22 protein-coding genes, 1 tRNA gene and 1 pseudogene are annotated in these 26,098 nt (G+C 41.4%); 2 read left to right on the top strand and 22 right to left on the bottom strand.

Annotated features, from left to right (window positions below; genetic code table 11):
* Positions 1 to 4: 4 nt before the first annotated feature.
* The 10 genes from IGK61_RS03820 to IGK61_RS03775 all read right to left on the bottom strand — a co-directional run bounded on the left by IGK61_RS03820 (position 5) and on the right by IGK61_RS03775 (position 10,815).
* Positions 5 to 1,435 (bottom strand): 6-phospho-beta-glucosidase, encoded by a 1,431-nt coding sequence (locus IGK61_RS03820; protein WP_074536545.1) that lies wholly within the window; start codon positions 1,433 to 1,435, stop codon positions 5 to 7.
* Positions 1,436 to 1,460: 25 nt separating this feature from the next.
* A complete protein-coding gene (locus tag IGK61_RS03815) occupies positions 1,461 to 2,753 on the bottom strand; it encodes a PTS sugar transporter subunit IIC (RefSeq protein ID WP_074536546.1) in 1,293 nt (430 codons plus the stop codon).
* Between the two features lie 155 nt (positions 2,754 to 2,908).
* On the bottom strand, positions 2,909 to 3,646 hold the full coding sequence (locus tag IGK61_RS03810; RefSeq protein ID WP_074536547.1) for a MurR/RpiR family transcriptional regulator: 738 nt from the start codon (positions 3,644 to 3,646) through the stop codon (positions 2,909 to 2,911).
* Positions 3,647 to 3,689: 43 nt separating this feature from the next.
* Positions 3,690 to 4,496, bottom strand: coding sequence for an MBL fold metallo-hydrolase (locus tag IGK61_RS03805; protein WP_005231151.1), 807 nt, complete (start codon positions 4,494 to 4,496; stop codon positions 3,690 to 3,692).
* A 55-nt stretch (positions 4,497 to 4,551) separates the two neighbouring features.
* Complete coding sequence (locus tag IGK61_RS03800) at positions 4,552 to 5,406, bottom strand: two-component system regulatory protein YycI (RefSeq protein WP_005225285.1); 855 nt, start codon at positions 5,404 to 5,406, stop codon at positions 4,552 to 4,554.
* Complete coding sequence (locus tag IGK61_RS03795; protein WP_016610546.1) at positions 5,407 to 6,717, bottom strand: YycH family regulatory protein; 1,311 nt, start codon at positions 6,715 to 6,717, stop codon at positions 5,407 to 5,409.
* Positions 6,714 to 8,555 (bottom strand): cell wall metabolism sensor histidine kinase WalK, encoded by a 1,842-nt coding sequence (walK, locus tag IGK61_RS03790; RefSeq protein ID WP_074536548.1) that lies wholly within the window; start codon positions 8,553 to 8,555, stop codon positions 6,714 to 6,716. Before walK ends, IGK61_RS03795 begins: the two co-directional genes overlap by 4 nt.
* Positions 8,556 to 8,558: 3 nt before the next feature.
* Positions 8,559 to 9,263: a response regulator YycF gene (yycF, locus tag IGK61_RS03785; RefSeq protein WP_010747607.1), complete on the bottom strand. Its 705-nt coding sequence runs from the start codon at positions 9,261 to 9,263 to the stop codon at positions 8,559 to 8,561.
* A gap of 132 nt (positions 9,264 to 9,395) precedes the next feature.
* Positions 9,396 to 10,256, bottom strand: coding sequence for a DegV family protein (locus tag IGK61_RS03780; RefSeq protein ID WP_005225280.1), 861 nt, complete (start codon positions 10,254 to 10,256; stop codon positions 9,396 to 9,398).
* A complete protein-coding gene (locus IGK61_RS03775; protein ID WP_010747605.1) occupies positions 10,249 to 10,815 on the bottom strand; it encodes a DUF1836 domain-containing protein in 567 nt (188 codons plus the stop codon). Before IGK61_RS03775 ends, IGK61_RS03780 begins: the two co-directional genes overlap by 8 nt.
* 269 nt (positions 10,816 to 11,084) lie before the next feature.
* Between IGK61_RS03775 and IGK61_RS03770 the strand changes: the two genes are divergently transcribed.
* Positions 11,085 to 11,157: transfer RNA gene (locus IGK61_RS03770), tRNA-Lys, on the top strand.
* 688 nt (positions 11,158 to 11,845) lie between these two features.
* Here the strand turns inward: IGK61_RS03770 and IGK61_RS03765 are convergent.
* From IGK61_RS03765 to IGK61_RS03735, 7 genes are all read right to left on the bottom strand, one after another.
* Entirely contained in the window at positions 11,846 to 12,850 is a 1,005-nt protein-coding gene (locus IGK61_RS03765; protein WP_074536860.1) for an SIS domain-containing protein, read from the bottom strand.
* Between the two features lie 11 nt (positions 12,851 to 12,861).
* The gene (locus IGK61_RS03760) at positions 12,862 to 13,911 is read right to left on the bottom strand and encodes an SIS domain-containing protein (protein WP_074536861.1); all 1,050 of its coding nucleotides are present in this window, start codon (positions 13,909 to 13,911) and stop codon (positions 12,862 to 12,864) included.
* Between the two features lie 12 nt (positions 13,912 to 13,923).
* Positions 13,924 to 14,742, bottom strand: coding sequence for a PTS system mannose/fructose/sorbose family transporter subunit IID (locus IGK61_RS03755; protein ID WP_170920130.1), 819 nt, complete (start codon positions 14,740 to 14,742; stop codon positions 13,924 to 13,926).
* Positions 14,729 to 15,514, bottom strand: coding sequence for a PTS mannose/fructose/sorbose/N-acetylgalactosamine transporter subunit IIC (locus IGK61_RS03750; protein ID WP_074536862.1), 786 nt, complete (start codon positions 15,512 to 15,514; stop codon positions 14,729 to 14,731). The genes IGK61_RS03755 and IGK61_RS03750 overlap by 14 nt, the downstream gene beginning before the upstream one ends.
* 17 nt (positions 15,515 to 15,531) lie before the next feature.
* The gene (locus IGK61_RS03745; RefSeq protein ID WP_074536863.1) at positions 15,532 to 16,002 is read right to left on the bottom strand and encodes a PTS sugar transporter subunit IIB; all 471 of its coding nucleotides are present in this window, start codon (positions 16,000 to 16,002) and stop codon (positions 15,532 to 15,534) included.
* A gap of 10 nt (positions 16,003 to 16,012) precedes the next feature.
* Entirely contained in the window at positions 16,013 to 16,432 is a 420-nt protein-coding gene (locus IGK61_RS03740) for a PTS sugar transporter subunit IIA (protein ID WP_074536866.1), read from the bottom strand.
* 83 nt (positions 16,433 to 16,515) lie between these two features.
* Positions 16,516 to 19,290: a sigma 54-interacting transcriptional regulator gene (locus tag IGK61_RS03735; RefSeq protein ID WP_074536864.1), complete on the bottom strand. Its 2,775-nt coding sequence runs from the start codon at positions 19,288 to 19,290 to the stop codon at positions 16,516 to 16,518.
* A gap of 443 nt (positions 19,291 to 19,733) precedes the next feature.
* On the opposite strand from IGK61_RS03735, the pseudogene IGK61_RS03730 reads away from it, so the two are divergent.
* A pseudogene (locus tag IGK61_RS03730) lies at positions 19,734 to 21,035 on the top strand (ISL3 family transposase).
* Between the two features lie 158 nt (positions 21,036 to 21,193).
* On the opposite strand, the gene IGK61_RS03725 reads toward IGK61_RS03730, so the two are convergent.
* From IGK61_RS03725 to IGK61_RS03705, 5 genes are all read right to left on the bottom strand, one after another.
* Complete coding sequence (locus IGK61_RS03725; RefSeq protein WP_074536394.1) at positions 21,194 to 21,460, bottom strand: Txe/YoeB family addiction module toxin; 267 nt, start codon at positions 21,458 to 21,460, stop codon at positions 21,194 to 21,196.
* The gene (locus tag IGK61_RS03720) at positions 21,445 to 21,696 is read right to left on the bottom strand and encodes a type II toxin-antitoxin system Phd/YefM family antitoxin (RefSeq protein ID WP_074536393.1); all 252 of its coding nucleotides are present in this window, start codon (positions 21,694 to 21,696) and stop codon (positions 21,445 to 21,447) included. Before IGK61_RS03720 ends, IGK61_RS03725 begins: the two co-directional genes overlap by 16 nt.
* A gap of 396 nt (positions 21,697 to 22,092) precedes the next feature.
* Positions 22,093 to 22,581, bottom strand: coding sequence for an AAA family ATPase (locus IGK61_RS03715; protein WP_074536392.1), 489 nt, complete (start codon positions 22,579 to 22,581; stop codon positions 22,093 to 22,095).
* 536 nt (positions 22,582 to 23,117) lie between these two features.
* Positions 23,118 to 23,507, bottom strand: a complete 390-nt coding sequence (locus IGK61_RS03710) for a DUF4430 domain-containing protein (RefSeq protein WP_005225275.1) — start codon at positions 23,505 to 23,507, stop codon at positions 23,118 to 23,120.
* Between the two features lie 87 nt (positions 23,508 to 23,594).
* Entirely contained in the window at positions 23,595 to 26,072 is a 2,478-nt protein-coding gene (locus IGK61_RS03705; RefSeq protein WP_074536391.1) for a vitamin B12-dependent ribonucleotide reductase, read from the bottom strand.
* Positions 26,073 to 26,098: the final 26 nt, after the last annotated feature.

The following is a 26,098-nucleotide window of genomic DNA, read 5'->3' as shown; positions in this document are numbered from 1 at the left end:
TTCTTTAGACCTTCGTGCCATTGGACGCAATCACTTGCTGATACCATGCAAATGAATCTTTCTTCTGACGAGCAAGGGTTCCATTTCCTTCATTGTCTTTGTCCACATAGATCACACCATAGCGTTTCTTCATTTCCCCTGTCCCCGCAGAAACCAAGTCAATGATGCCCCACGGTGTATAACCTAATAAGTCAACGCCATCATAAGCTACTGCTTCTTTCATCATTTCGATATGGGCTTTTAGGTAGTCAATACGGTAGTCATCGTGGATCTGTCCATCCTCTTCCACCGTATCCACCGCACCAAAGCCATTTTCTACAATGAAAAGCGGCAATTCGTAGCGTTCGTTAAACCAGTTCAGGGCATAGCGCAAGCCTACGGGATCAATCTGCCAGCCCCATTCAGAAGCATCGACATAAGGATTGTCCACCAGATCTTGGCTCTCATCATAGTCATAGGTTGGATCATTCTCCTTGCCTTTGATCGCAAAAGACATATAGTAGCTAAAACCAATGTAGTCAACACAACCTTTTGCCAAAGCTGCTTCATCTTCAGGGGTGATATCTAAGTCAAATTGTTTTCTTTCAAAATAGCTGCGCATATAACTCGGATAGTGCCCACGGGCATGAACATCTGAAAACCAATAGCGCCGTTGCATGGCCACCGTAGCTGCCATCATGTCTTTGGGATCGCAAGAATACGGATAGATTGGGCACATCGCGATCATCGATCCGATTTGAAACGCAGGATTGATTGCATGTCCTAGCGCCACCGCTTTTGCACTGGCAACGAGCTCGTAATGAGCTGCTTGGTACATGACTTTTTCTCGGTCTTCTCCTTCCGTAAAGAACAGACCAGAATTGGTAAATGGCGCAAAATCTTCTTTATAGTTTGCTTGATTATTGATTTCATTGAAGGTCATCCAATACTTCACTTTCTTTTGATAGCGCGTAAAACAAACTTCTGCAAAGCGGACAAACAAATCGATCAACTTACGGTTACGCCAACCTCCGTATTCGGTCACTAAATGATAAGGCATTTCAAAGTGAGACAGGGTAATGACTGGCTCAATGCCATAGCGTAAACACTCATCGAATAATTGATCATAAAAGGCCAGGCCTTCCTCATTCAGCTCGCGCTCATCCCCCTTTGGAAAAATACGGGTCCAGGCAATCGATGTTCGGAAGCACTTCAACCCTAATTCGGCAAAAAGCTTGATGTCTTCAGGATACCGATGATAAAAATCGATCGCTTCATGATTGGGATAGCTTTCGCCCGGTTGGATCCCTTCCGTGATTCGGCGAGGAATTCCGTTGCCTCCGACAGTCATGACATCAGCGACACTCACGCCTTTTCCACCCGCACGATAGCCGCCTTCCAATTGGTGAGCAGCGACTGCGCCACCCCATAAAAAATCGCTTCTTAGTTTATTCATTTCTATTCAACCTGCTTCCTTGGTATTAAACGATCTCTGTTTCTTGTTTATAGTTCAAACTATCGACCTTACGAATGAAAGGATAGTAAATAAAGAAGCCGATTGCTAAAACAACAAATTGTAAGATAGCAGTCCGAATGCCACCTACTAGAAAACCTGAAATGATCGGCGGAGTCGTCCAGGGAACTTGCACAGCAGTAAATAGCGGTACGATACCGGTATAAAGTGCAAAATACGTGATCACGCCTGAAACCATCGGTGTCAAAATAAATGGTAATAACATGATTGGGTTCATGACGATCGGTGTCGCAAAAATAATTGGTTCATTGATATTAAAGAATGCCGGGATCAAGGAAAGACGTCCTAATTGTTTGAACTGCGCCGAACGGGCAAAAGCCACCATGTATAGCACGATCCCAATCGTCATTCCTGCGCCAGTTACCGTCATAAATTGATCCAAAAACTGCTGGGTCACGATGTGTCCGCCATTTTCTAATGTCAATGCTTTACCAGATTCAAGAATAGCCGTATTGGCTAGTGAATTGGCTTGTAAAATTGGTCCCATGATCCCGCCCACGATCGTCGAACCGTGAACCCCAAAGAACCACAAGAATGGCACTAAGAAGCCTAGCATCATTGCACCACCAAGGGAATCCGTCACCCCTTGCATTGGACTTTGAATCACGGTGTAGATCCATTCGACCACGGTTGTTTGAAAAACTTTATCAAAGAAAATATAAATGCCTAATGCGATGGTCGTCAAAACAGCGGCTGGAATCAATGCTGTAAATGAGTTTGCGACATTGGTGGGTACTTGCTCTGGCAGTTTGATTCGGATGTCGCGTTTCAAGAACCATGTATAGCCCCAACCCACAAAAAGTCCCACTAAGATGGCACTGATCATTCCTTGTCCACCGGTCCACGTCTTATCAATGACATTTGCGATGGTCACATTTGCTTCAGCATCCGTTACACTTGACTCCATAGTTAATAAGAAAATAACTAAACCAATCATTCCTGCTGGGAGTCCTTCGTAACCTTCTGCTTTTACATACGAATAGGCGATACCCATTACGGCGAAAAAGGCCATAATTGCAAAAGAGGCGCCATAGGCTTGGTTGAAGTATTCACCTAAGCCACTATTCGTTACCCAATCCGCAATCGACTGGACGGGAAAGTTTGCTAATAGCAGGAAAATCGATCCTACGATTGAAAAGGGCATCGTATAAAGCATACCGTTTCTTAATGCAGTGATTGCTTTCGTATTAACAAATTTTAATATTGGGGGTAATAATTTCTCATTGATCCATTCGTTCATCTCACATCACTCCTAAAATAAAATTCCATCCACCGGCCAGTGAATTCGCTTACAAATAAATCTTAATGGATAATATTCCCCTTGCCTATAGCTTTTCTAAGTTATGAAACATGTTCCAACAAAAAAAACAGCCGAAGCTGTTTTTTTACGATCGCTTAGATTTGCTTGTAGACTTGATGGGCTAAAAGTTCGATCAGTGTAATCACCGGGACTTGCGTTGTCAGGTTCAAATCGACTTCTTTTCCGCCACTTACGACGGGCATATAATACGATATATTGTAGTCTGCCATTTGGGCGATCGTCGATTTTTCATCATTGGTGATGCTGAGTACTTTTGCTCCATAGCGTTTGAAGTCCTCCGTTTGCTTGATCATTTGAATGGTTTCACCCGACACCGATAAAATGATCGCTAACGTATTTTCCATTCCGCGGGGCGGTACTGGCAAAAAGGGATCAACGATGCTATAAGCATTGATGCCTAAGTTAGCAAAATAGCGGCTGCCATAGGTGCCCAGAATGCCACTTGTGCCGATACCTGAAAACGCCACATGGCGTGCGGAAAGAATCAGCTCTACCGCCGGCTGGATAAACTTACGGTTATCTTCATTATTGACTTTTTTTAAGAATGTATTGACTTGGATCGTTGCATCATAGAAAAGATCAAACGCTCGTGCATCTTGTTCCTTTTTTTGACAGATCGCATACTTTAACTCTGAATACCCGCGATAGCCTAATTTCGTGATACATCGTAAAATCGTCGAGGTCGAGACATGGCATGCAGCTGACAATTCGCGGATCGTCAACTGATCGATCTCTTCAAAATGCTGGACAATGTACTTATAAACAGCCATTTCAAGCTCGTTCAGACGCTTGATTTTTTCTTCATCAAACATACCTGCTGCCTCCACCCGACAATTTTATCCTTTGTTTGATCGATTAGATTGCAAATAATTCCGTCGCTTTGTCAGGATCGGTATCATAGACTTCAAATGTTTCTCCAACACCTAGATCATGTTCTTTCATGGTGTTGACCATCGTTAAGTGCGCCAACTCTTTCAAGTTGTTTTCTTTACTTAAATGACCAAGATAGACCCGTTTGGTATTGTCGGTCAAGATATCCGTCATGACCAGAGCGCCATCTTCATTCGATAAGTGACCACGATCTCCAAGAATTCGCTGTTTGAGGCTCCATGGGTAAGGGCCCATTCGCAGCATTTCTAGGTCATGATTGCTTTCCACAAGGTACGCATCGGCGCCTTTGATAATGCCTCGTACATGATCGCTGCAATAACCGGTATCCGTCAACATCACGAATGATTTGCCGTCTTTATGGAAACGATAAAATTGCGGCGCTGCAGCATCGTGAGAGACGCCAAAGCTTTCGATGTCCAAGTCACCCAAGGTCAGCACTTTTCCCATTTCAAAGATATGTTTTTGTTCGACAGCGACGTTACCGATCATTGGATCCATCGCTTGCCATGTTTTTGTATTCGCATAGACATCAAGTTTGTATTTTCTCGCCAGTACTCCGACACCGTGGATATGATCTCGATGTTCGTGGGTCACAAGAATGGCGTCCAAGTCTTCTGGTTTACGCCCTACTTCATCCAATAATGAAGTGATCTTCTTGCCGCTCAAACCGGCATCCACTAAGATCCGCTTTTTATTGCTTTCGATATAGAGCGAATTTCCTGAGCTTCCGCTGGCTAGAATACTTACTTGAAAGGCATTTTCCTTCATCATGGTTTACGTGACTTCCTCTCTGGTTGTTTCAACGAGTTCCATTATACCCGCTTTTTTATGGATTTTCTACCTTTTGAACGGCATTATTCGTGATGATCCGATTGCTAAAGGCATTGACCGTTTCGATTTGGATGGTGTCATCGCCATCTAATTGGAACGCAATAAACCATGCAGGAATGTACACATTTTTTTCCCTAACCTTCAAAATCATCGTATAGGCTAATTCCGTCCAGAGAATTTTCGAGTGACTCGGCAGCTTGTTGTTTAGATAAAGCGTATTTACTGCTTCTTTTTCTGAATAGACCGTCATCTTTTCCCTTAGAGGCGTAATATTGGAGATATGTGTTTGCGTGTAACGGGCAATCTGCAATAGATCATCCGTTTGTTCTAAGGTGATATCGATTCGACTTGAGCTGTCATTGAAAGGAATGCCTTCATAGGATTGAACCGCCACCACGGTCGGATGATTGGCGTTCAAGACAGAGAGGTTTTCCAAATAGTCATATTCATCCCCAAACAGGACTTGGTCTTTTCGTTGCAAAAAACCATTGACGGTTTCTTCCGTTTGGGAATCATCACTGATGTAAAAGCCATTGGTTGAGACATGGATCAACTGCTGCCCTTTGACCGTCGACCCTCTTTTGAACTGCGTATTGAGTTGCGGATTTCGTAGCTCCACATCAAAATCCGTCTGTTCACCGCTCAAATAATAGCCACTCAAGACCTCATCTGATAATTCGCCAGAATACCGAATGTCCTCAGACTCGAGGCGTTGTTCGATAGGAATCGTTTGGTTTGATTGTGAAACCATCTGATGCTCGCTGCGAGCCTCACTGTAAACATTGAATAAAAAGACGTTCAGACCAAGAAAAGCGAGGAAAAAAATCCATTCGATTCGTTTAAAATCCAATTAATTCTCCTCCGTTTCTGCTAATTTTGTCATTAATGCATCATAACTGATCCAAGACGAGTCATAATTGACATACCAAGCAGGCGTCAAATCAACGAGTGGTGCATCTTTGATCTCCCCCCATTGATAGCCAACGATGATCTGTTGCAATAAATCAGGATCAGCCCCTGCCGCAATCAGCTCATTTTTGACCGACAAACTAGAGGGCAATTCAATCTCGGTTTCAGAAGGAATCGGCACTTGAATCGCGTTCAAACTGGCAGAAATCGTCATTTCCCGACTGCCGGTCTGACCACTTTCTGAAAAAGCCACACTGATCACCCCTTGACCACCAGTACTAAAGACTGGATAGCCTTCAACGAAAACCCGATAATCCAAGTGCTTGTCTTGTTGATCAAAATAGCGGATCGTCCCAAAATTGTTGCCTAAACGAATAATATAATCCGCACTCAACATCGCCAGATCCGTTTCATCGGAACTGTCTGTGGTAGTTTCAAACTTGACTTGCTGCTGATCTTGCAAGACCGTCATGTTTTGCCCACCTTCATAATAGTAGGTATCGACACTTTCATCATTGATCTTGACGTTTTTAGGATTGCTGAAAAAGGCTTCTCGAAACAAGCTCTGAGATTGGGTCGAAGAATAGTAGCTGTATTTTTTCAGCTTGATCGAATCCTGCGTATAATATTGCTTGCTGGATCGTTCTTCATCTGCCACCATTGTCGTCCATTCCCGAGGGTTGTCTGCTAGTAAGTGTTTTACTTGGCTTTTGTCCCAGTCGATTTTGCCTCGCACCACTCGTTGATGGGTAAAATCAACAAATTGGATCGTGTTTTCTTCAAGGTCAAACTGGATGCGGGAAAACGGAAAATCCTCTGTTTCACTTTCGTCCTCTAAGGACAGCTCTTTTTCAAAGGTTTTCTCATAATCTTTCAAGTAAAACGTTGTATAGTAGTTTAAGGACACCCCTTGATTGACTTCTTGGGCTTTTGAAAAAGCTTGTTCCTCGCCATAGGTTCGCAGCGTCAAATCACTGATCGTTGCCTCATTGATCGCCTCTTGGATCTCACGAATCACCGCTTCAGAGTTGGTTTCTTTGATCGCGTCCTCGTCATTCCAAGTCAAATACAGGGGCAAAAACAAATCGCTTTTTTGTTTGTAGGTTTGAACCGAAGGATTGACGCCGGTATCTGTTTCCGTGCTGGCATTGTTGAACCCAGTCGGATTCAGCCAAATCATATAGGAGAAATAAAAACTCAAGGCGATCATTACGATCAAGCCTACACGAATGATTTTTTCTGAGATTCTCATACCCACCAATCCTCCTCATACGGTTCATACGGCAACATGATGTAAAATGTTGACCCGCGATTTTCTCGACTTTCCGCCCAAATCGCACCGCCATGAGCTTTGATGACTTCTCGTGAGATCGCCAATCCTAAGCCAGTACCTCCTTGCTGACGGGCACGAGCTTTGTCGACTCGGTAAAAACGATCAAAGATCTTCGTGAGATCTTTTTTCGGAATCCCTAGTCCTTGGTCATTGATGCTAAGTACGATGTTGTTATGGGTCTCCATCAATTTCACCGTAATGATCCCGCCATCTGGCGAATATTTGATGGCATTATTCATGATGTTATCGATCACTTGGATCATTTTATCGGTATCGACTTCCACCCATAATTCTCGTTTAGTGAACTCCCGACGAATCAAGTATTTTTTGCTTTCATTCGTCACCATCATGTCAAAACGATCCAACACGAAATTGACCATTTCATTGAAGTTGATGTATTCCAACTGCAGTTGCGAATTGCCGCTATCCATCCGCGACAGACTCAACAAGTCATTGATCATCCGAATCATTCGATCCGTTTCATCCAACGTCACTTTCAAAAAGTTCGGTGCAATTTCTGGGTCTTTCCAAGCACCCTCACTCAACGCTTCGATGTAGCTGCGCATACTCGTTAATGGTGTCCGTAACTCATGAGAAACGTTAGAAACGAACTCTCGCCGTTCCTGTTCATTTTTTTCTTGCTCCGTAACATCGTGCATCACCGCAACTAACCCAGAAATAAAGCCAGACTCTCGACGAATCATGGAGAAATCGATGCGCAAAATCATATTTGTTCCCGTCAAATCATTGCTAGGACGCTCCAACAGCATGTCTTCAGGATTTTCCAAAAGCTTTCGTAACGTATATTCTTCATCGATTTCCAATAACGTCAAAATCGACTGCCCGATCGCTTCTTCGTTGGTGACATTCAACAAGGACATCGCCATCTCATTGATGGTAATGACTTTGCCTCGTCGGTCGGTGGCAACAACGCCGTCTGTCATGTGAGACAAGACGCTGTCCAAGCGGTTTCGCTCAGATTCCATCGCTTCTTGAGTCTCTTCGATTCGTTCCCCTAGTTGATTGAAGGTTTCCGCCAGTTGCCCCAATTCATCTTTCCCATGAATCGCGACCTTGCGGCTATAATCTCCTTTGGCGATGCGAATCGCTTGTTCGCGCATCTCTCCGATCGGTTGGGTGATGGAACGAGAGACCAATAGTGCCACAATGATCGAAATCACTGCCGCAATCAGCGAGGCTGTCACAAAAATGACCGCAGTCGTACTGACTTCATTGTATTTTGACTCAAGATTGCTCCGTAAATAAAGGGTTCCTAAAACGGTATCCCCTGTCGGTGATTGGATCGACTGCACGATATTGAACACCCGCTGACCGCTGGATTCATCATAGAGGACTTCACTGCGGTTCGTATCGTAATCACGGTAATCATTTTTTTCTCCCACCGAGCCACGATCATTGATATTGGTGGTTGCACGAATGATCCCTTGCTCATCCACCACCCGCATCTCCAAAATTTCCGATGAGTTGGTACTCGTTAAGATTCGATTCAAGGAAGCATTCATGGAATCCCAATCTAAACCGTCATCATTATCCATTCGACTCAATTCAGAGCCTAACGTTACCACTAACGTGCTGGCACGTGCCTCCATGTCGCGTTTGAAGGCATCGACCGTTGTTCTTTCCAATTCGCGAATAAAATACGCCCCGATAATCTGGATCGCAATCAATAAGATCAAGATAAAAGTCAGGGCGATTTTGAAGTTCACCGATTGAAAAAAGCGAACTTTATTTTTCATAGCTTATTCCTGTTCTGGGTTCCGCAAGTAATAGCCCACTCCGCGACGAGTAACCAAATAATTTGGATGGCTCGGGCTGTCTTCGATTTTTTCACGTAAACGACGCACCGTCACGTCAACGGTCCGAACATCACCAAAGTAGTCATAACCCCAAACCGTTTGCAATAAATGCTCCCGGGTCATCACTTGACCAAGATGTTTTGCCAAGTAGTGCATCAATTCAAACTCTCGGTGCGTCAATTCGATGGCTGCACCATTTTTAGTGACCATGTACGCATCAGGATGAATGGTTAAATCACCAATCGTTAATTCGCTGTTGGCGTTATCGTCTGCTTCCTTCGCAGCTGCCGAGCCACGACGCAGATTGGCTTTGACGCGGGCCACCAATTCCCGGTTTGAAAATGGTTTGGTTACATAATCGTCCGCACCAAGCTCAAGGCCTAGTACTTTATCGATTTCAGAATCTTTGGCTGTGACCATGATGATCGGCATGTCATGGGTTTTGCGCACTTCCCGTGCAACTTCCAACCCATCCATTTTTGGTAACATCAGATCAAGCAAAATCAGATCAGGATCGACCTCGGCTACTTTTTCTAATGCCTCTTCTCCATCATAGGCGGTATATACTTCATATCCTTCTTTGGTTAAATTAAATTTGACGATATCAGAAATTGGTTTCTCATCGTCCACGACTAGGATCTTTTTCAAAAATGTCACCTCAATTTTTTTTGGTTTCTTACTTATTATACATTATTTAAACTGGCTTTTCATCTTTCCCAAAAACCGCCGCCTCATTCTTAAGGAAAGCACAAAAAAAGAAAGGCACGGGGCCTTTCTTTTTTACTCTTCTAAAAGCTGGATACCGATCCCTAACAACCCAGGACCCGTGTGGACGACTAATGCGGGAGAGATTTGTCCAAATAAGATTTCTTTGACCTTAGGAAATTCGGCTTCTAATCGTGCTTTCATCTCTTTGGCTTCTTGTAGTGCATCACCTTGGGCAACGGCTAAACGCACATGGCGATGATCACCGATAAATTGCTTGATCAAGTCGACGGTTTTGTCCAAGCTTTTCTTCCGTCCACGAGATTTTGCGACCGTATAGTAGATCCCTTCTTCATTACAAGAGATAATTGGATTCAATTTCAAAGCATTGCCTAAGATGGATGCAACCAGACCAATCCGGCCGCCTTTTTGTAAATACTCTAAGGTAGCTACGTTGAAAAAGACTTTGTTTTTCGGCACTTCATTCGTTAATTGTGCCCGCAGTTCTTCCCAAGTCACGCCTTTTTCTAACAGTTCTGCTGCACGAATCGCTTGCAGCCCTGCACCGATCCCGATATTTTTCGTATCAAGAACAAAAACTTCAAGGTCGGTCCGTTGTTCACCTAACAGGCGAACGACGTTAAACGTTCCGCTCAATCCGCTGGAGATGGTTACGGCGAAGACTTTCTCATACCCATCGGCTTTGATCCGATCAAAGATTTCCCCGATCGCAGCACCGTCAGGTAATGAAGTACTCGGGATCTCTTGCGGCAAGCGCTCGTAAATTTCTTCCGCAGTAATATCAACTTTATCGGTATAGGTCCGATCCTTGTAGATTATTTGCAATGGCAGCATATACATGCCGTATTGCTCCATGATCTGTGCGGGAACATCGGTACCTGAATCAACTAATAGGGCAATTTTCTCTTTATTCATGGGCTTCTCCTTTATGTGTTTCTAAATAAATGACTTCTAATTCAATCGTTTTTTCTGCCAATAGTTTATTGGCAAAGGAACGCGTCGCACCTTTCATGGCTACTAATTCAATTGGGATCGGTTCCGACGTCATTTGTTCGGGTTCTCCCATCGCTTCTTTGCCGACAAGGTGGATCGCTTTTTCTTGTTCTTCACAAAATACATTGTAGGCATTTCTGATGCCGACAACTTTCCCTTGAAAAAGGATCCCCGTCTTTATTTCAGGAATCGTCAGCACTTGCTTGAGCATCGTGATCGCAATCAAAAATGCGAGATGCTTTTGATTGTAACGTTTCTTCTCTGGTGCTGGAATCATCCCTTTTTTGACATAATTATTGACCATGGAAGAGGTCAATAGCGGATGCTTTTCCGTTTGGATCACCGGCGATAAATATTGATCGATCAATGTGATCACCTGATCCATATACAGTTCCAGCGTTGGCAATTCTTCCCATCTCGGCAGGTGGAACTTCAGCAATGAATTGCCCCAATTTTTCATGTCTGCTTGTAATTTTTCCATGTCATCCTCCATTTTGACGAACAGAAGGTTAGATTATCACAAACTAATCATCTAGTTATGATAACTAGATACATTTTATCACGGTTTTCTGAGTTTTTAAAGCAATCTGATCAATCTTTTAAGAATTTCCTATCATTTGAAATTGGGGAACGAATGGTGTTTTTTTAAGATAACCCCTGATTTTCAACTGAAAAAAGTGCACATTTTTTTCAAAAGAATGATTGATTTTTAAACAACGGAGTGCTAAGATAATGAAGTACTTTTGGTACGGGCCGTTAGCTCAGTTGGTAGAGCAGCTGACTCTTAATCAGCGGGTCGCGGGTTCGAGCCCCTCACGGCCCATTGGGTGCCAAACCCACGGAACAGGTAAATGTTGGTGCGAAAGCATTTCGAAAACATTTATGCTGTTCCAATTTTTTTGTTTATAATTATCACCTTGAAAAGATGCATAAGGGTTTTCTTCTTCACTGTTGATCGTTCGGAAGACTACATGACTATCTTTAACACTCATCTCTATCCCCAAAAAACACTTCGCTTCTAGGTAGTTCAGCTATGTTCTTTTCAAGAATCAAAGTAATTCGGTCTAAATTCTTAGGAAGAATTCCCACTTCTCAAACGTCTTTCGACGATAGATTGCTCCCATTTTTTACAAATATTAGAAACCTTTTGATTCAGCCTCCCTCTTTTTCCCGTTAACTTCAAACTAACTTAATTGCACTTCGTTAGTTTATTATCATCCAGAAGGTATTAAATTTTAGTAACTGTTTAAATCCTTTCAAATCCTTTCCCTTTTTCTTTTCGTTTCTTTTTGCTCCTCCAATAAATACCAAAAAAGCGTTCCATCAACATTTGGTTAACGAAACGCTCTATACATTGTTAAATTAAGAATTCAGGTGTTCTTCATTTATGGTGTTTAAGAATAGATCACTTTTTCTTATTCAGATGCTTCCCTATCCACTCCATAGAAACATTATATTTCAGTGTTCTTTTGGGTTATCTTTCTATCGATCCTATTCCTCTTGGTTTTCTATCAGTACTCGAATTGGCGATAGTAGCGCCGAATTTCCATTGGGTGACAATTCATTTGTTCGACATAGGCATCAATGCGCTGCGTCACACAATGCATCAATAAGTGGGATAACACTCGGCCGCGATATTTTTCACTGATTCCTGAAATAGGATAGTCCTTGGTATCGATCAATGTATAGTTTCCACAAATTCTTGGCAATAATTTAGCAACTCTTTCTGATAATGGGCGCTGCTCGTCTTCTCCCAAAAACACTGTGACAGGTGTGGTTTCGTCAATGATTTCTAAAGTTCCGTGAAGAAACTCAGCAGCATGGATCGATTTTGAACGCAACCAGCTTTGTTCTTCCCAGTAGCACATGGCGTAAGAATAGACTGCGCCCCATTGATTTCCTGCACCGATGAAATAATGCATCGCATCATGACGATGTTTCTCCGCAAATGCTCGCCCAAATTCATCCGCCTGTTTCTCAGCCTCCACTAACCCTTTCGCTAAATATTGATCCAATTCTTGATAGTAGGCGTCGTAATCAGGAAAATCTCCGTGATTTTTCATTAACCGATCTGCCACCATGAAAAATTTGATTTGTTCTGTTCCTGGTGCAGGATACGTGATGACATGGTCACATTGTTCTGCTAAGATACTGCTTTTTGTATCAATAAATCCTAGTAATGTCGCTCCTACTTTTTTGATTTCTGCGACAGTTTTTACCACTTCTTGTGTGGTTCCGGTAACAGAGGACAAGATGACTAATGAGTCTTTGGTCAATCGACGGTTGCCGGTTGTATAGTATTCTGCCGCATGTTGGACGTAAACCGGTAAGTCACTTTTTCCATTAATGTAAGTGACAGCTTGCATCGCAGAAGCATAGGTACCGCCAATTCCTAGATAATAGATCGCATCAAAGCCATTTTCGTCAATGGCGTCGACTAATTTTTCAACTTCTGGACGTAACGCTAACATTCCTTGAATATCATCAATTTGTTGTTGTTCATTAAATTTCAACATCTTTTCCACCTCTAAATTTTACTTTTTAGCACTTGATCAAAGTCATCAAAAATACGTTTACTCAAATCGATCCCTTTAGCAGCAGCCCCAAGATAGGAGAAAATTTGGAACGGAATAACTAAGAGCAAAGAAGAAAACGTTTCTTCACATGCAACATCCAGCCCAAGTGTATCGGAATTTTTTGCCGTTGCTGTGGTAATCGTATAAGCTTTTCCCACATAAGAAGCGATATAATCATGCAATAGTTGGGACCTTGATTGATTTAGGCTAGGAGCTTCAATAAAGAAAAGCACATGTTCATGGTTTGCTTCAAGATATGGCCCGTGCATATATGCTTCCAATTCAAATCCTTGAGAAGGGACTCGTAGGGTTTCCGTAAACTTCGTTTCAAATTCTTTAGCGGTTCCCCAGTTTGGTCCATAACCGACTGCTACAAAACGGTTCGCTAGTTTAAAAATACTTGCGTTTTTCTCAAAAAAATCAATTGTCTTAGCAATGACCTGAGGAATGGCTTCAATCATCTCCTCTAACTGATTTTTGATCATCGACACTTGGTCGTCGGATAATATACCTTTGCTGTAGCCAATAGATACCCCCATTAAATAGAGTTGCAATACTGTTGCTACATATCCTTTGGTCACGAATCCAACGGTCTCGATCCCAGTTCCTAGATCAATGCTTTCGTTAACTTTTTGAGCAAGGGGACTTTCGGGATCACTGCTTAAACCGATCGTATAAATATCTTGCTTGGACAACTGCGCCACTGCATCTATCGTAGAAGCACTTTTTCCGCTTTGCGAAACCGCCAAAACTGTCTCGACTTCTTTAGAAAGATGGCCGTAATGATTAAAGTGGTATGGCTCTTCAATCGTGACAGTGATCTGCGCTAATTTCTCCATTGCGTACTTTGCTGCTAAACAGGCATTGGCAGAAGAGCCCGTTGCCAAAATCAGTAAATTCTCGATTGCAGCTCTTTTTTCTTCTTTTTTAGGAACAAACCCCTGCAAGATCTCAACTAGTGTTGCTTGCTCTTCTTGTATATAGTCCATCATCGTTGCCACAACAATTCCTCCTTAAAAGAGTCCAATCAAGGATCCCAAAATACCTACGACTGCTAATCCCAGCAGAATAATTAGCGGCTTGACTTCTTTTTTCAAAAGATAAAAGACAGCCCCAAAGGCTCCCAATGACAATATTTTCGGAACGATATCATCAAAGATGCTTTGAACCGTAACTGCATTTTCTCCTGAACCAATCTGCAACGGAATGTTGATATCGATCATCGTAGCGGTCATTCCTCCTACGACCATCAAACCAATGATTGCAGCGCCATAGGTTAAACTTTCCATCAAACCGTTTTCCTGAATTTTCTTTAAAAATCCTGTCCCAAGTTTATATCCCCAACCAGTCGCAAAATAACGAAATAGTAGATGAGGAACATTAAAAATCACTAGAAACAGAATCGGACCTAGGATATTTCCTTGTAATGCCAATGAAGTTCCTACCCCAGTAGCAATTAGCCGCAATGTTCCCCAAAAGAAGGAATCTCCGATTCCCGCTAAAGGGCCCATCAAAGAGGTCTTGATGTTATCAATCGCTGAAGAATCAAAATTTGGATCATTGACATTTTCTTCTTCCATCGCCGCATTGATTCCTAAAATAAGCGTGACGATATGCGGGGTCGTGTTGAAAAATTCCAGGTGCCGTTTCAACGCATCGGCCATCGATTCTTTTGTTTTGTAGAGTTTCTTTAAAATCGGAATCATCGCATAGACATAAGCTAGGTTCATCTGTCGCTCATAGTTCCATGAGAACTCCATTTGAAATGAACGCCAGAAGACACGATTCAACTCTTTTTTGGTAATTTCGGATTTCTCATTAGAAGTCTTCATCATCATCTAGTACCTCCCCTGAAGTCATTTGAATAGATTGCCCTTGTCCACGAATGTTTCTTAAATTCACGACTACAACAGCCGTTATTGCTCCGAAGATTGCAATCCCTGTAACAGGAATCTCTAAATAAGCTGCTAATGCAAAACCTAAAAAGAAGTACGGTGCAACTTGTTTGTTAATCAGTAACCTAGCCAACATGGCAAACCCAAGGGCTGGAATCAAACCAGTTGCGACAGATAGGCCGTTCTGTACAAATGCTGGAATCATAGCCAATAATTTACTAATCGTATTGCTGCCTACCATAAAGGAGATCGTCACTACAAGGGCTAACATCAGAGATAGGCCAAAACCTGCTAATAAGTGCATTCGTTCTACACCTTTGTAGTTTCCATCTGCCGCGTATAAATCGGCTTTTTGGTTCATCATTGGGATAAGCAGCCCCAAGTAAACATTTTTCAAGATAAGGGTCAATGTGGCGATTGGAAGTCCCAACAGTAAAGCCGTCTCGGTTCCCGCTCCTGCCGTAATTGCGAAAGCTGTACCCAGAATCCCTCCGGTTACGACATCTGGCGGAATAGAAGCACCGACAGAAAATGAGCCGATAAACGCTAACTCTAGTGTTGCACCCATAATAATTCCAGTGTTTATGTCCCCCAATACGATTCCTGTAAACAATCCAGTGACAATCGGACGCGACAGTAATGACGTTCCTAATGCGTATTCAGACTGCGCAATAAATGCAACAATTCCAAGTAATATTGCTTGCAGCATCTCTTTTTCTCCTTTCTTTATAAAACATCTTCGACAGCGACTTTTTTATCCGAAGGTACTTGACGGATATCGACAGCGATTCCTTTTGCAACCATTTTTGTCAAGAGTTCTTCTTCTGCTGGTAAAACATTGACTGCTTTGCCAATATTTTTAGAGCCTTCTTTGGCTTTGATCCCACCGAGATTGATCTTGTCGATCTCTGGACAGTTTTCTGCTAACTTATACGCATCTTTGATGGAATCAACTACGATGAATAATTTGTATTTATCCGTCACACCGCTTTGCAGGGCATGAATTGAATCCTCAATTGATTTGATCACCAGTTTTACGCCTTGCGGTTTTGCTAATTTGATCGTTGTCTTACGAATATCATTTGTCAGTACATCATCATTGGCAATCAAAATACAATCTGCGCCTAAATTTTGGGTCCAAGAAAATGCGACTTGGCCGTGCAATAGCCGATGATCGACTCGTGTCAAAATAATCATGTCGTCCCTCCTAAAATTCTTCTTCTTCGATTTCTTTTGCTACACTATCATTGCAAAACTGGATCATATCTTTCGAATTTGCCAGCGCTTGATGGATCGTTTCTAAAATTGCACCTCCCCCTTGAAGTTGTGTCGTCAATTCAATCAACAATGGCAAATTCAAACCTGCGATTAAATAAAAATTGGGTTGTTGGATATAACGCAAAAATTCATTGTTCACGCTGCCGCCAAAAATATCTGTGATAACGATCACTTCATGTTCTTTATATGTTTCCATCAGGGTATCTACCGTTGTCGTTAGATCAAATGCTTCGTCCACATAACAGTCAATCGCAAGGACTGATTGTTTTTTACCGCAGATAAGTTCTAACGAATGCAAGATTCCTGATGCAAATCGTCCGTGGGATGCTAAAATAACGAGTCGTTCCACTGCTTTCACCTCACTTTGCTCCAAGTTACATCTTACTAAACGCAAAAAGCGTGCCAAAAAAAGTGGCACGCTTTTCTTATCGATTAAAAATCCGCTTCAACCATTGAAGAATCAGTGTTTCCAAACAAAACATCATAGATGTAGCAAACTTCAGATTTCGGTATCGCGACACTGTAAACCTTCTCAATGACACTAAACGCTTTTTTGATCTCATTCAGCTGTTTTTCATGACACTGGAGTAATGTGTCGCTGGCATGATAAGTATCAATGGCTTCATTTCGAATAAGACGCTCAATTAAGCAACTCGTATGGACAAACAACGCGAGTTTGCGATCATTGGCGATCCGTTGCTGCCACATGCGCTCCAGATTTCCCACGAAAAATTCCATTTGAGAAATCACTTTTTCTGTATCTAGAATCGTTACCGATTGAATCACTCGATCCAATGAAAAGTTTCTTACTAATTGATTGTTCACATAGGCAATCATCTCTTCATCCAATTCTTCTTTTAGCCAACTTAATAGCACCTCTGTCCCAGCACCCGAAATTAGTTCTTCTAAAGAAATAAAAGGAGCCAGCTCTTGGCGAGGTTTAGTGGTTCCCACAACACCAACAATGTCATACGCTGCCAATGTCTGTCTTATATGTTCACTGTTTTCCAGCTGGTTGAATTCATAAGGAAGGATCCGAATCTGTAAATGATCAGGAATACTCTTTTCTAATAAGGTAGAGATTTGAACAGCAGTTCCAATTCCGGTTGAACAAGTTGTAATGACAACTTTCTCTTTTTTCACTTTTGGAAGAATGATTTCCCATTCGTTTTGGTGAAAGGTATTTACTCGCTCTGGAATTTCTCTCAACGAAATATTCTGTTGGATACACTCCCCCACAGCGAGGGCTACACTTGTCGTTACATTGTTCATCATAACAATTGGAACCGCCAATTCTGGAATATATTGATAGACTTCTTTCAAAGATCCCATGTCGAACAAGACAACGAGCCCATTAGAAACATCGTTTTTCTGAATATAGGTGGTAACCCTTTCCGCAATCTGTTTGGGCGTGACCTCTAATGGCATATCGAAAGACTGAAAAACCGATTCATTCAATAAGCGGTTCGCAACATTCGCGATACTACTGGCGGTTGCGTAACCATGGGCTACTATGATGCTGCGGGGGAGCGATGAATCTTTGAAATACCCCATATCATTGATATAAAGTGTAAAAATGATTCGGTCCATACTTGTTAACTCGATATCCAATGCTTTTTGCACTAGGCCTAACAAATTCTCTGTGTAACGGTCACTTGTAGAATAATGCTTTTTCACACTTTTCAATAGATTTTCTGTCAATAAAAGTTTGTCTTGATCATCCGGCAGCCACTCCACATTTCTCCGCAACCATAAATAATAACTGATTGTATAAACCATGCTACCATTAAAACTGATTTGAAAAGAATGCTCGATCTGCTCCATCATTCGCTGAACATGCTCTGTCACAAAAATCATTGTCCGCTGCTTTTGTTCCTGTTTATGATCAAACAATAAATTTTCGAAAAGCCTTTCGATCACTTTTGAAATAGGCTCGGCTGCCGCCGCAAAGTCCTGCCCTGCTTGGACATAATTAAGTAAGATCTGTTCATACGTTTGAATGATCTTTTGTTGTTCGGGTTCACTTTCCGCAGTTAGCTGCTGGATTTGAGTTTGGCTATCAATAAGAACCGGTTGGATTGTCCCCATTTCATTAGGTTCTTCTGTCAGTTGCAGTAAGTGTTCTGGCAAATGATACACAGTGACTGCTATTTTTTTTACTTCTCGTTTTAAACTGGCTGTATAGCTTTTGGCCGTAATAATTTTGATTGTACTTTTTAATTCACCGACATTCCCAGAAAAATGACTGGTCGTTAAAATTTCGATTACTTGAGGTGAGAGCTCTAACGGCAAACCGATACGTTTTTGTTCTTCAATAAATGCTTGCAAAATCAACTGCTTCCTTTCGGAAACCGTCCGTTCTTCTAAAGCGGGCAGTGTCGCTTGGATCGGAATTCGCCGAATAAAGGTTGTTAGAAATGTTTGTTTCAAATCTTCGGTGGTCGCAAACACCAACCGACAATCAACTGAGATTGGCCGGCCCGTATCCCCCATTCGATAGATAACTCCCTGATCCAGAAAAGTGAATAATTTTTCCTGTCCTTCAGCATTCAGTCGATGAACTTCGTCAAGAAAGAGGACTCCACCGTCTGCTGCTTCAAAAGCACCAGCACGATCTTCTTCTGCGCCAGTGAAGGCTCCTTTTACATGTCCAAATAAATTGCTCGTCAATAGCTCATGGTTATTGGCATACTGTGCGCAATTGATCGTAATCAGCGGAGCATCACTTTCTAGTAATTCATTTGCCACACAATAATGATGGAACATTTTTACGAGAAAACTCTTCCCAGTTCCACTTTCTCCCGTCAATAAGAAGGGAAGCCCGCCATTTGGATAGAAGGCTGCCATCTTGATCTGTTCAATGACTTCTGCCAGACTACCTTTGCTACCGATCACACTGGAAAAGAAATCTTCTTTTTGATCAAAGAAAGGCTTTTCTTCCGCCACAGCAGCCAGACTATCATACACGTTTTTTGTTAAAGGATAATTTTGGATTTCAAATGCCTGCTTATGAAAAAAATAAACGGGTCGGGTCGCAATTTTCACAAGGCGACCTTCTTCCGTTAACTGATTCAAGTAGTGACTGATGGTATTTCTCTTGACGGAAAACTTCTCGGCAATATCTTTCGCAGTAAAGACATCGCTTACATTTTCGATAGAGAAAAAAGCTGTTTGATTTTGCAAGTACGCGAGTAATTGTTCTTTCATTGTCGTTCTCCTTGTCCGCTTTCTCTGATTATCATAACTTAAAAAGCTTGGAGTTGCTATAGAACGTGCATTAAAGTAATTATTTCCTAAATACTCTAAAATATTATGCTTTTCTACTAATCATTAAGTATTATTTGCATAAGATGATATTGTCTAGAAGAAAGTACCGTTGTATCTTATATAATCAAATGCCCATTCAATCATTTGAGAGTACGTAAACAAGATCCTTTTGATCAGTCAATGAATAAAAAGCTGCAAAAAAAGTTGAAACAGTATTGTACTCATATTATTTCAGTTTTTTGGTTCTACAATAGTTAGTGTTGGTGGAAAATCTACGGATTTTCTACTGACACTTTTTTTGTAAAAAAAGATAGAAAAAGAGATAACCTAACTGGTAGAATTTAGTCGACTAAAACAAAACCACATCAAGAAAGGATATCTCCATGGATCATTGTACTAGAAACTTGTTAGGTTTAACAGATGAAAATTTATTCTTCGAAGAAGAATGGTTAGAGACTATAGAAGAAGAGGGGTTTCGCACCAATCTTATCCATGCCAAACTTAGCTATATACCAAGCCATTGCCGTAAATGTGGTATCAAAAATGAAGGACAAATCATCAAGAATGGCTCACATAAAACAAAAGTCCAACTTTTGCCTTATCGGGACATCAAAACAGAATTACGCTTGGTACGTACGCGCTTTTACTGTAAAGAATGTCAGTCGACATTCAACGCTCAGACCAATTTGGTGGATGAAAACTGCTATCTTTCAAAGGAATTAAAGGTTCAAATTGCCTTGGAACTGGCGAAGAATACAACAAGAAAAGAAATTGCCGATCGCTATTTTGTCTCTGACGTAACCGTTCTGCGTGTCCTACACACCTGTTTAAAAACGTATCATCCTCGTTTTGATACATTACCTTCGGTCCTTTGTTTTGACGAGTTCAAATCGATGAAATCCTGCAGTGGAAAAATGAGTTTTGTCTTTATGAATGGGCAGACCCAGCAATTAATCGGTGTATTGGAGAATCGTCGCCTGGCTTTCTTAAAATTCTATTTCCTTAAATTCACTCGAAAAGCACGAGCGAACGTAAAATACGTCGTGATGGATATGAATGCCCCTTATTTTGAACTTGTAAAGGCGGTCTTCCCAAACGCCAAAATCGTGACCGATCGCTTTGACATTGTCCAACAAATCACTTGTGCGTTAAATCAGTTGCGAATTAAAACAATGAACAGCTTTAAAAAAACGGAACCGATAAGGTATCGACGTTTGAAGCGATTCTGGAAATTACTCCTTAAGCATGCCTATGATCTAGATAGTTCCAATTATCAATAGGATCGATTCTTTCGTAGACCAATGACACAAAAAGCGATCGTCGATGAACTTTTGAGTTATGACGAGCAATTAACAAGGGCTTACGAGACCTGTCAGCTCCTCCTCTATCATTTTAAACACAAGGACAGCCAAAGCTTTTTCGATACCATCAACAGCTTAGATCAACGCCTCCCACAATGGTTTTGTAAGAAGCTGACGTTTTTAAATAAATACAAATTAGGGATTCAATATGCTTTAAAAACCAGGTATAGTAATGGGTCATTAGAAGGAACAAACAACAAGATAAAAGTGATAAAACGAGTAGCCTACGGCTATCGAAATTTCCACAACTTTCGAGCAAGAATTTATCTCATTCAAGGCTTGATCTTCCAAGTAAAACAAAAACCAGTTAAGCACTCTGCCTAACTGGTTATGACTAAATTTTCAGTTGTATCTCTCTCTCTACCAACACTAAATGTCGAAGAGCCAAAAATCTGAGCCAGAATGTGGTTCATTCTGACCCAGATTTGATTTTGTACGACTCATCAGTCATTATTGACAAAGAGTCGAAATAGTTTATCATATTATAGTCCACGTTCATAATGTGACCAAACAGAGAGAATTGTGATCGTTTTACTCTCTTCTTCCACGCTGTATACCAACCTGTGTTTTATATTGAGACGTCTTGAATAGTAAGGTAATCCTGTTAATTTTTCGTAAGGTGGCGGTGTTTGAAAAGGATTTTCCTTAATGACTTTGATCAGTTCATCAAACTTACTAGTTAGATTGACACCCTTCAATTTAGGCAAATCTTTGCGAGCATTCTTTTTGATCTTTACATTGTATCCCAATCAATTTCACCTAAGTCTTCACTTTCTTCATTCTCAAAGTGTTTGATCCGATCAAGTACGCCCACATTTTGTAAGTAGAGCGTTTCTTGTAAGGAGTTCCAATCGCTCTTACTAATCATAATGACGCTTTCTTCCTCTTTTGTACTCGCAATTTCTACAGGTTGACTGTCAGCCACAACATGCTTAATGATTCCATAAAGATTTTTTCTCGCATTTGTTGGTGTAATTACTTCCATGTTTTCTCCTCCTTTTCTTTAAATATCTTAAGTATATTATAGCGTACGTTCTAGCGTACGTAAATAAAGAGGAAGACTATATTTAATTTTTCTTACAAGTCTTGTAGTAATCGTTTTTTGAGCCGTAATTTGTGGTTTCGATTGCTCAAGGTGCTTACTGTTTGCCGTCCTATTTACCAAATGGGCGGTTTCTTGTATTGATTCTTGGTCTTTAGTAGCTGTAATAGTCATTTGGTCTTCAGCGGCTTGCTTTTTGATCCGTTTATTAATCGAAGAATACAACAAGAAAAGAAATTGCCAATCACTATTTTGCTTCTAGCATGACTGTCCTTCGTGTCCTGCACAGTAATAAGACTAACTGTATTGAAAAAGAGTAAAAAACGTTTTGATACTACTTCATATATTCTTTTGCTCGATCACTACCTCATCTTCATTTACCGGTTCTTCGAATCCTGAAAAAAACCGTTGAAGGATTTCTTCTGTAATAGGAAAAGCGGAATTTGCAGTCTGGACTTTATTTCTGATCGCTAATCGTTTTCGTAAAGTATCATAATCAGCTTTTAGATAGATTACTTTAATCGTCACATCATATGCTGCCAGTAGTTCTCTATAAGCGTCTCGGTGACTTTTAGCCCAAAAACTAGAATCGACAACTACGTTTTTTCCTTCTTGAACAGCCTTTACTGTAAGCTCTTTTAATTTAACTGAAGATAATGAAGAAACTTTTGCATATTTCTCCGAAGGGTAATCAACACCATAAACGCCATAGTCTTTCCAAATCAATTCATCTATTGCTAGTCTTACATAGCCTTCTTGCTCTTTTTGTTTTGAGTAAGTGGTTTTGCCTGCACCACTAACGCCACACATCAAAAGTACCTCAACCATTATTCTCCTCCTACCTTTTCTGATCAATAAATAAAGAGAACGAAAAAACCTTATTTGTAATCAACACTCGTGTTTTAGACCACTGTTTGCCACCTACATCTGATGATACAATGATAACATTGTTTTTATGAACAACAAGCAGATTGGGAAACAATCGCAAGAAAAATAGGAAGTAAAATCATATATTAGAGAATAGAAGCGTTAGCCACTTAAGCTAACGGATAAATCAAATTTTTGTCCATTTCCACTCTTCTATAAAAAATTATTTTCTACAAAAATAGGAACGCAAGCCAAAATACGAAAGAAGCATCATCGTTAAAACTTATGTATGTAATGGTATCTTTACTTCTATTATTCCAATTTTAAAATAAACTAAGTGACCACCCCAACCCCTGATAGAAAAACAAGAATAGACTCTTGAGTAGAACTTGAATGCAAAACTGCCTCCAAAATCAACGCAAGGGTCTATCTTTATAGATAAAGCTCTTTATGGGCAAATTCTTTTGTACCAGTAAAGATCCTTAGAATCAAACAAATCAGAATGCTTTCAAATCAAATGTGATAGTGTCATTGTTCTTTAAAAACAACGCTTGTGCCCCTTTATCGGTCATTTCGTCATTGACGGTATAGACCCAAAATAGATTGGCTTTTTGATCTTGACTGATGCCGTCGATAGAGGTGATAAAGCCATCTTTTTCTTTGATCGCAAAGTTTTCTTTCATTACTTCCAGCAGCGACTCATTTTCTCGGAATGTTACTTCTTTTGAGGTCACAGCTTCTTGATTTTGGATGACGATCGTTGCTGTTCCTTGGTCTTGCTTCAAGGAACTTTGCTGCGTGCTTTCTGGCGTTACACTTGCCTGTTGGCATCCTGTAGCGACAAGTAGTGTGCTCACTAACATGAATACGACAAATACTTTTTTCATCTATTTCTTCCTCTCCAATAGTCAAAATACTAATCGTTTTTCTATCCAGTATGCGGATAAGAGTTATTTTATCAATCTCGTTTTTTCTTAGAGCCCGCATTTTAATTGGATTTTACAGTTTGTGCAGGTACTGCAGCCGCCGATTTCCTCAATGGTTCCCTCGTGGCAGATGGGACAGATTTCACCAGAGGCGACGGGTTCATCTACTTGAACGACAGACAGCGGTTCAACTTGTGCGGTCAGCTCATTTTCAACCGCTTCTAAGGTAAGTACTTGTGAATCTCGGCTGCCGTCTACATAGACGGTCCCTCCTTTGGCTCCTCCTTCATAAAGATCTCGATAAACCTTGGCTACTTGGCTTACTGTATATCCTTTTGGTGCATTGACCGTTTTTGAAATGGAGCTATCCACCCAGCGTTGTATGGTACATTGCACACCGACATGCTCTTCGGGCGTCAACTCCATAGCGGAAATGAACCATGCCGGCAACTCCGCTTTGGTTCGTTCAGGATGATCCATCAGGTATTCGTCAACGATTTCCGCATTGATTTCAATAAACTTACCTAGTCGACCGCTTCTAAAATAAGAAAAGGAGTAGTAAGGTTCTAAACCAGTTGAAACTCCCGTCATCGTGCCTGTCGATCCTGTTGGCGCAACAGTCAAAAGATGAGAGTTGCGAATACCGAATCGCAGCACGCCTTCGCGGATGTGCGCTGGCATTTTTTTCATGTATCCTGTATCGATAAATTTCTTCCGCAACGCTTGCGTCTCTTGGTCATTTTTTCCAATCAGGAAGGGAAAACTGCCTTTTTCTTTCGCCAATTCAATGGATGCCTCATAGGCAGTGACTGCCATTGCCTCGAAAATTTGATCAACGAATTGATTTCCTTCTGCCGATCCGTATTTTTTCCCGCAGTAGATCAATAAATCTGCCAAGCCCATGATCCCTAATCCAACACGTCTTTCCCCTTTCGCCTGCTGCTCATTTTTGTCAAAAAAGTAAGGCGTTACGTCAATAACATTGTCTTGGAAACGAACCGCTGTTTTCACGGTTTCTTTTAGTTTGGCAAAATCAACGGTGCCCTTTTGGCGATCCGCCATGTTTGCGAGATTGATGGCTGCCAAGTTACAGACCGCATAAGGGGTTAGGGGCTGTTCACCGCACGGATTGGTTGCCACGACTTTTTGTCCGTATGCTGTAGCATTCGTCATCTTGTTGGCATTATCGATAAAGAAAATACCAGGCTCAGCAGAATATGTTGCACAAAAAGTAATCAACTCCCATAACTCACGAGCTTTGATCCTTTGATAGGTTTTGACTTTATGGCCAGCAGCTGCCCATTCTCGCACATCCCCGACTTCAGCCCATTTTGCATCATATTGCGCCATCTCTGCTTCTGAATAATTGTCGATATCTGGAAAGCGTAGCTCATACCACCCATCTGTCTTCACTGCTTCCATGAATTCTTCTGTCAAGCAGACTGAGATATTCGCGCCAGTTAAGAAATCACTTTCTTTCACCGTATAGCTGCCACCTATGCGCAATTTTTCTTTTGCCTTTTGGATCATTTCATTATGTTCCTTATCTGACGATTCAGGCAGTTGTGCTAGATAAGCGAACATTCTTTCTTCCATTTTTGTCAGAGGGTCAAATTGCAGTTTTTCATTGATCAGTTGTTTGATCGTCGCATTTGTGATTGTTTTTTTTAGGTGAAGCAATACAGCAGGATTTTGAATTTTAGAAAGAATAAATGCAAAAATATCTGGATGCCAATCTGCCATCATAATCATCTGCGCTCCACGGCGGCTACCTCCTTGTTCGACAAGGTTCGTCAAGTTTGCCAAATCATTCAACCAAGAAACTGCCCCAGAAGACCGACCACTGACACCGTGGACCACACTTGATTTTGGTCGCAAGGTCGACCCATTGGTTCCAACCCCGCCACCTCGACTCATGATCTCCATAACTTCTTGTCGATGAACAGCAATCCCTTTTCGGGAATCATGAATGAAAGGCATCACAAAGCAATTGAAGTAGGTAACGTGAGAATTTGTTCCTGCTCCATAAAGTACTCTGCCTGCAGGAATTAGGTTTTGCGCTACGATTTGTTGGTAAAACGCCTCAAAGAAGCGCTCCTGGTCATGGGCCTCGTTGGCAGAAATCCCTTTGGCTACACGATGCGCCACTTGCTCAAAAAAGAGTTCTAACGGTTTTTCAATGTCACTTTTTCTTCTTTTAACAAGTCCACTCGCTTGTTCATCAATATCTTCTAACGCTGAGCGATAGGCCTCTTCCACTTCGATAGAGACTAGTTCCCCATCGATTGCTTTCACAACACCGATTCCTCGCGCAGGATATTTAGGATCAGCTTTCGTTGTCAAAATCACCAAATCATCCTTACGCAATGTTTGATGGGTTTGATCTTTGTATGAATAACGATCCAGCATAATCAAACGAGCGATTCCCTCAAATGTTTGGGTCATTTCTGGTGTGATCGCCGAAACTTCTTGGAACAACTTGATATCCTCGTTCAATTTCTCAATCGTTTGTTTTTTGTATTCCATTTCTTTCCCTCGCCTTCTAAAACACA

It is taken from the genome of Enterococcus sp. AZ063 (genome assembly GCF_051715045.1).
GTDB classification, from domain to species: Bacteria; Bacillota; Bacilli; order Lactobacillales; family Enterococcaceae; genus Enterococcus_D; species Enterococcus_D casseliflavus.
This window is presented reverse-complemented; position numbering and strand designations above follow the sequence as displayed.

Coding starts and splice junctions, on each gene's coding strand:
- IGK61_RS03765 (WP_074536860.1), bottom strand. CDS start 12,850: ATGTTGAAATTTAATGAACAACAACAAATTGATGATATTCAAGGAATG.
- IGK61_RS03815 (WP_074536546.1), bottom strand. CDS start 2,753: ATGAACGAATGGATCAATGAGAAATTATTACCCCCAATATTAAAATTT.
- walK (WP_074536548.1), bottom strand. CDS start 8,555: ATGAAAAATAAAGTTCGCTTTTTTCAATCGGTGAACTTCAAAATCGCC.
- IGK61_RS03755 (WP_170920130.1), bottom strand. CDS start 14,742: ATGAAGACTTCTAATGAGAAATCCGAAATTACCAAAAAAGAGTTGAAT.
- IGK61_RS03795 (WP_016610546.1), bottom strand. CDS start 6,717: ATGAGAATCTCAGAAAAAATCATTCGTGTAGGCTTGATCGTAATGATC.
- IGK61_RS03710 (WP_005225275.1), bottom strand. CDS start 23,507: ATGAAAAAAGTATTTGTCGTATTCATGTTAGTGAGCACACTACTTGTC.
- IGK61_RS03720 (WP_074536393.1), bottom strand. CDS start 21,696: ATGGAAGTAATTACACCAACAAATGCGAGAAAAAATCTTTATGGAATC.
- IGK61_RS03715 (WP_074536392.1), bottom strand. CDS start 22,581: ATGGTTGAGGTACTTTTGATGTGTGGCGTTAGTGGTGCAGGCAAAACC.
- IGK61_RS03775 (WP_010747605.1), bottom strand. CDS start 10,815: ATGGAAAAATTACAAGCAGACATGAAAAATTGGGGCAATTCATTGCTG.
- IGK61_RS03735 (WP_074536864.1), bottom strand. CDS start 19,290: ATGAAAGAACAATTACTCGCGTACTTGCAAAATCAAACAGCTTTTTTC.
- IGK61_RS03810 (WP_074536547.1), bottom strand. CDS start 3,646: ATGTTTGATGAAGAAAAAATCAAGCGTCTGAACGAGCTTGAAATGGCT.
- IGK61_RS03780 (WP_005225280.1), bottom strand. CDS start 10,256: ATGAATAAAGAGAAAATTGCCCTATTAGTTGATTCAGGTACCGATGTT.
- IGK61_RS03820 (WP_074536545.1), bottom strand. CDS start 1,435: ATGAATAAACTAAGAAGCGATTTTTTATGGGGTGGCGCAGTCGCTGCT.
- IGK61_RS03805 (WP_005231151.1), bottom strand. CDS start 4,496: ATGATGAAGGAAAATGCCTTTCAAGTAAGTATTCTAGCCAGCGGAAGC.
- IGK61_RS03750 (WP_074536862.1), bottom strand. CDS start 15,514: ATGCTGCAAGCAATATTACTTGGAATTGTTGCATTTATTGCGCAGTCT.
- IGK61_RS03745 (WP_074536863.1), bottom strand. CDS start 16,002: ATGATTATTTTGACACGAGTCGATCATCGGCTATTGCACGGCCAAGTC.
- IGK61_RS03705 (WP_074536391.1), bottom strand. CDS start 26,072: ATGGAATACAAAAAACAAACGATTGAGAAATTGAACGAGGATATCAAG.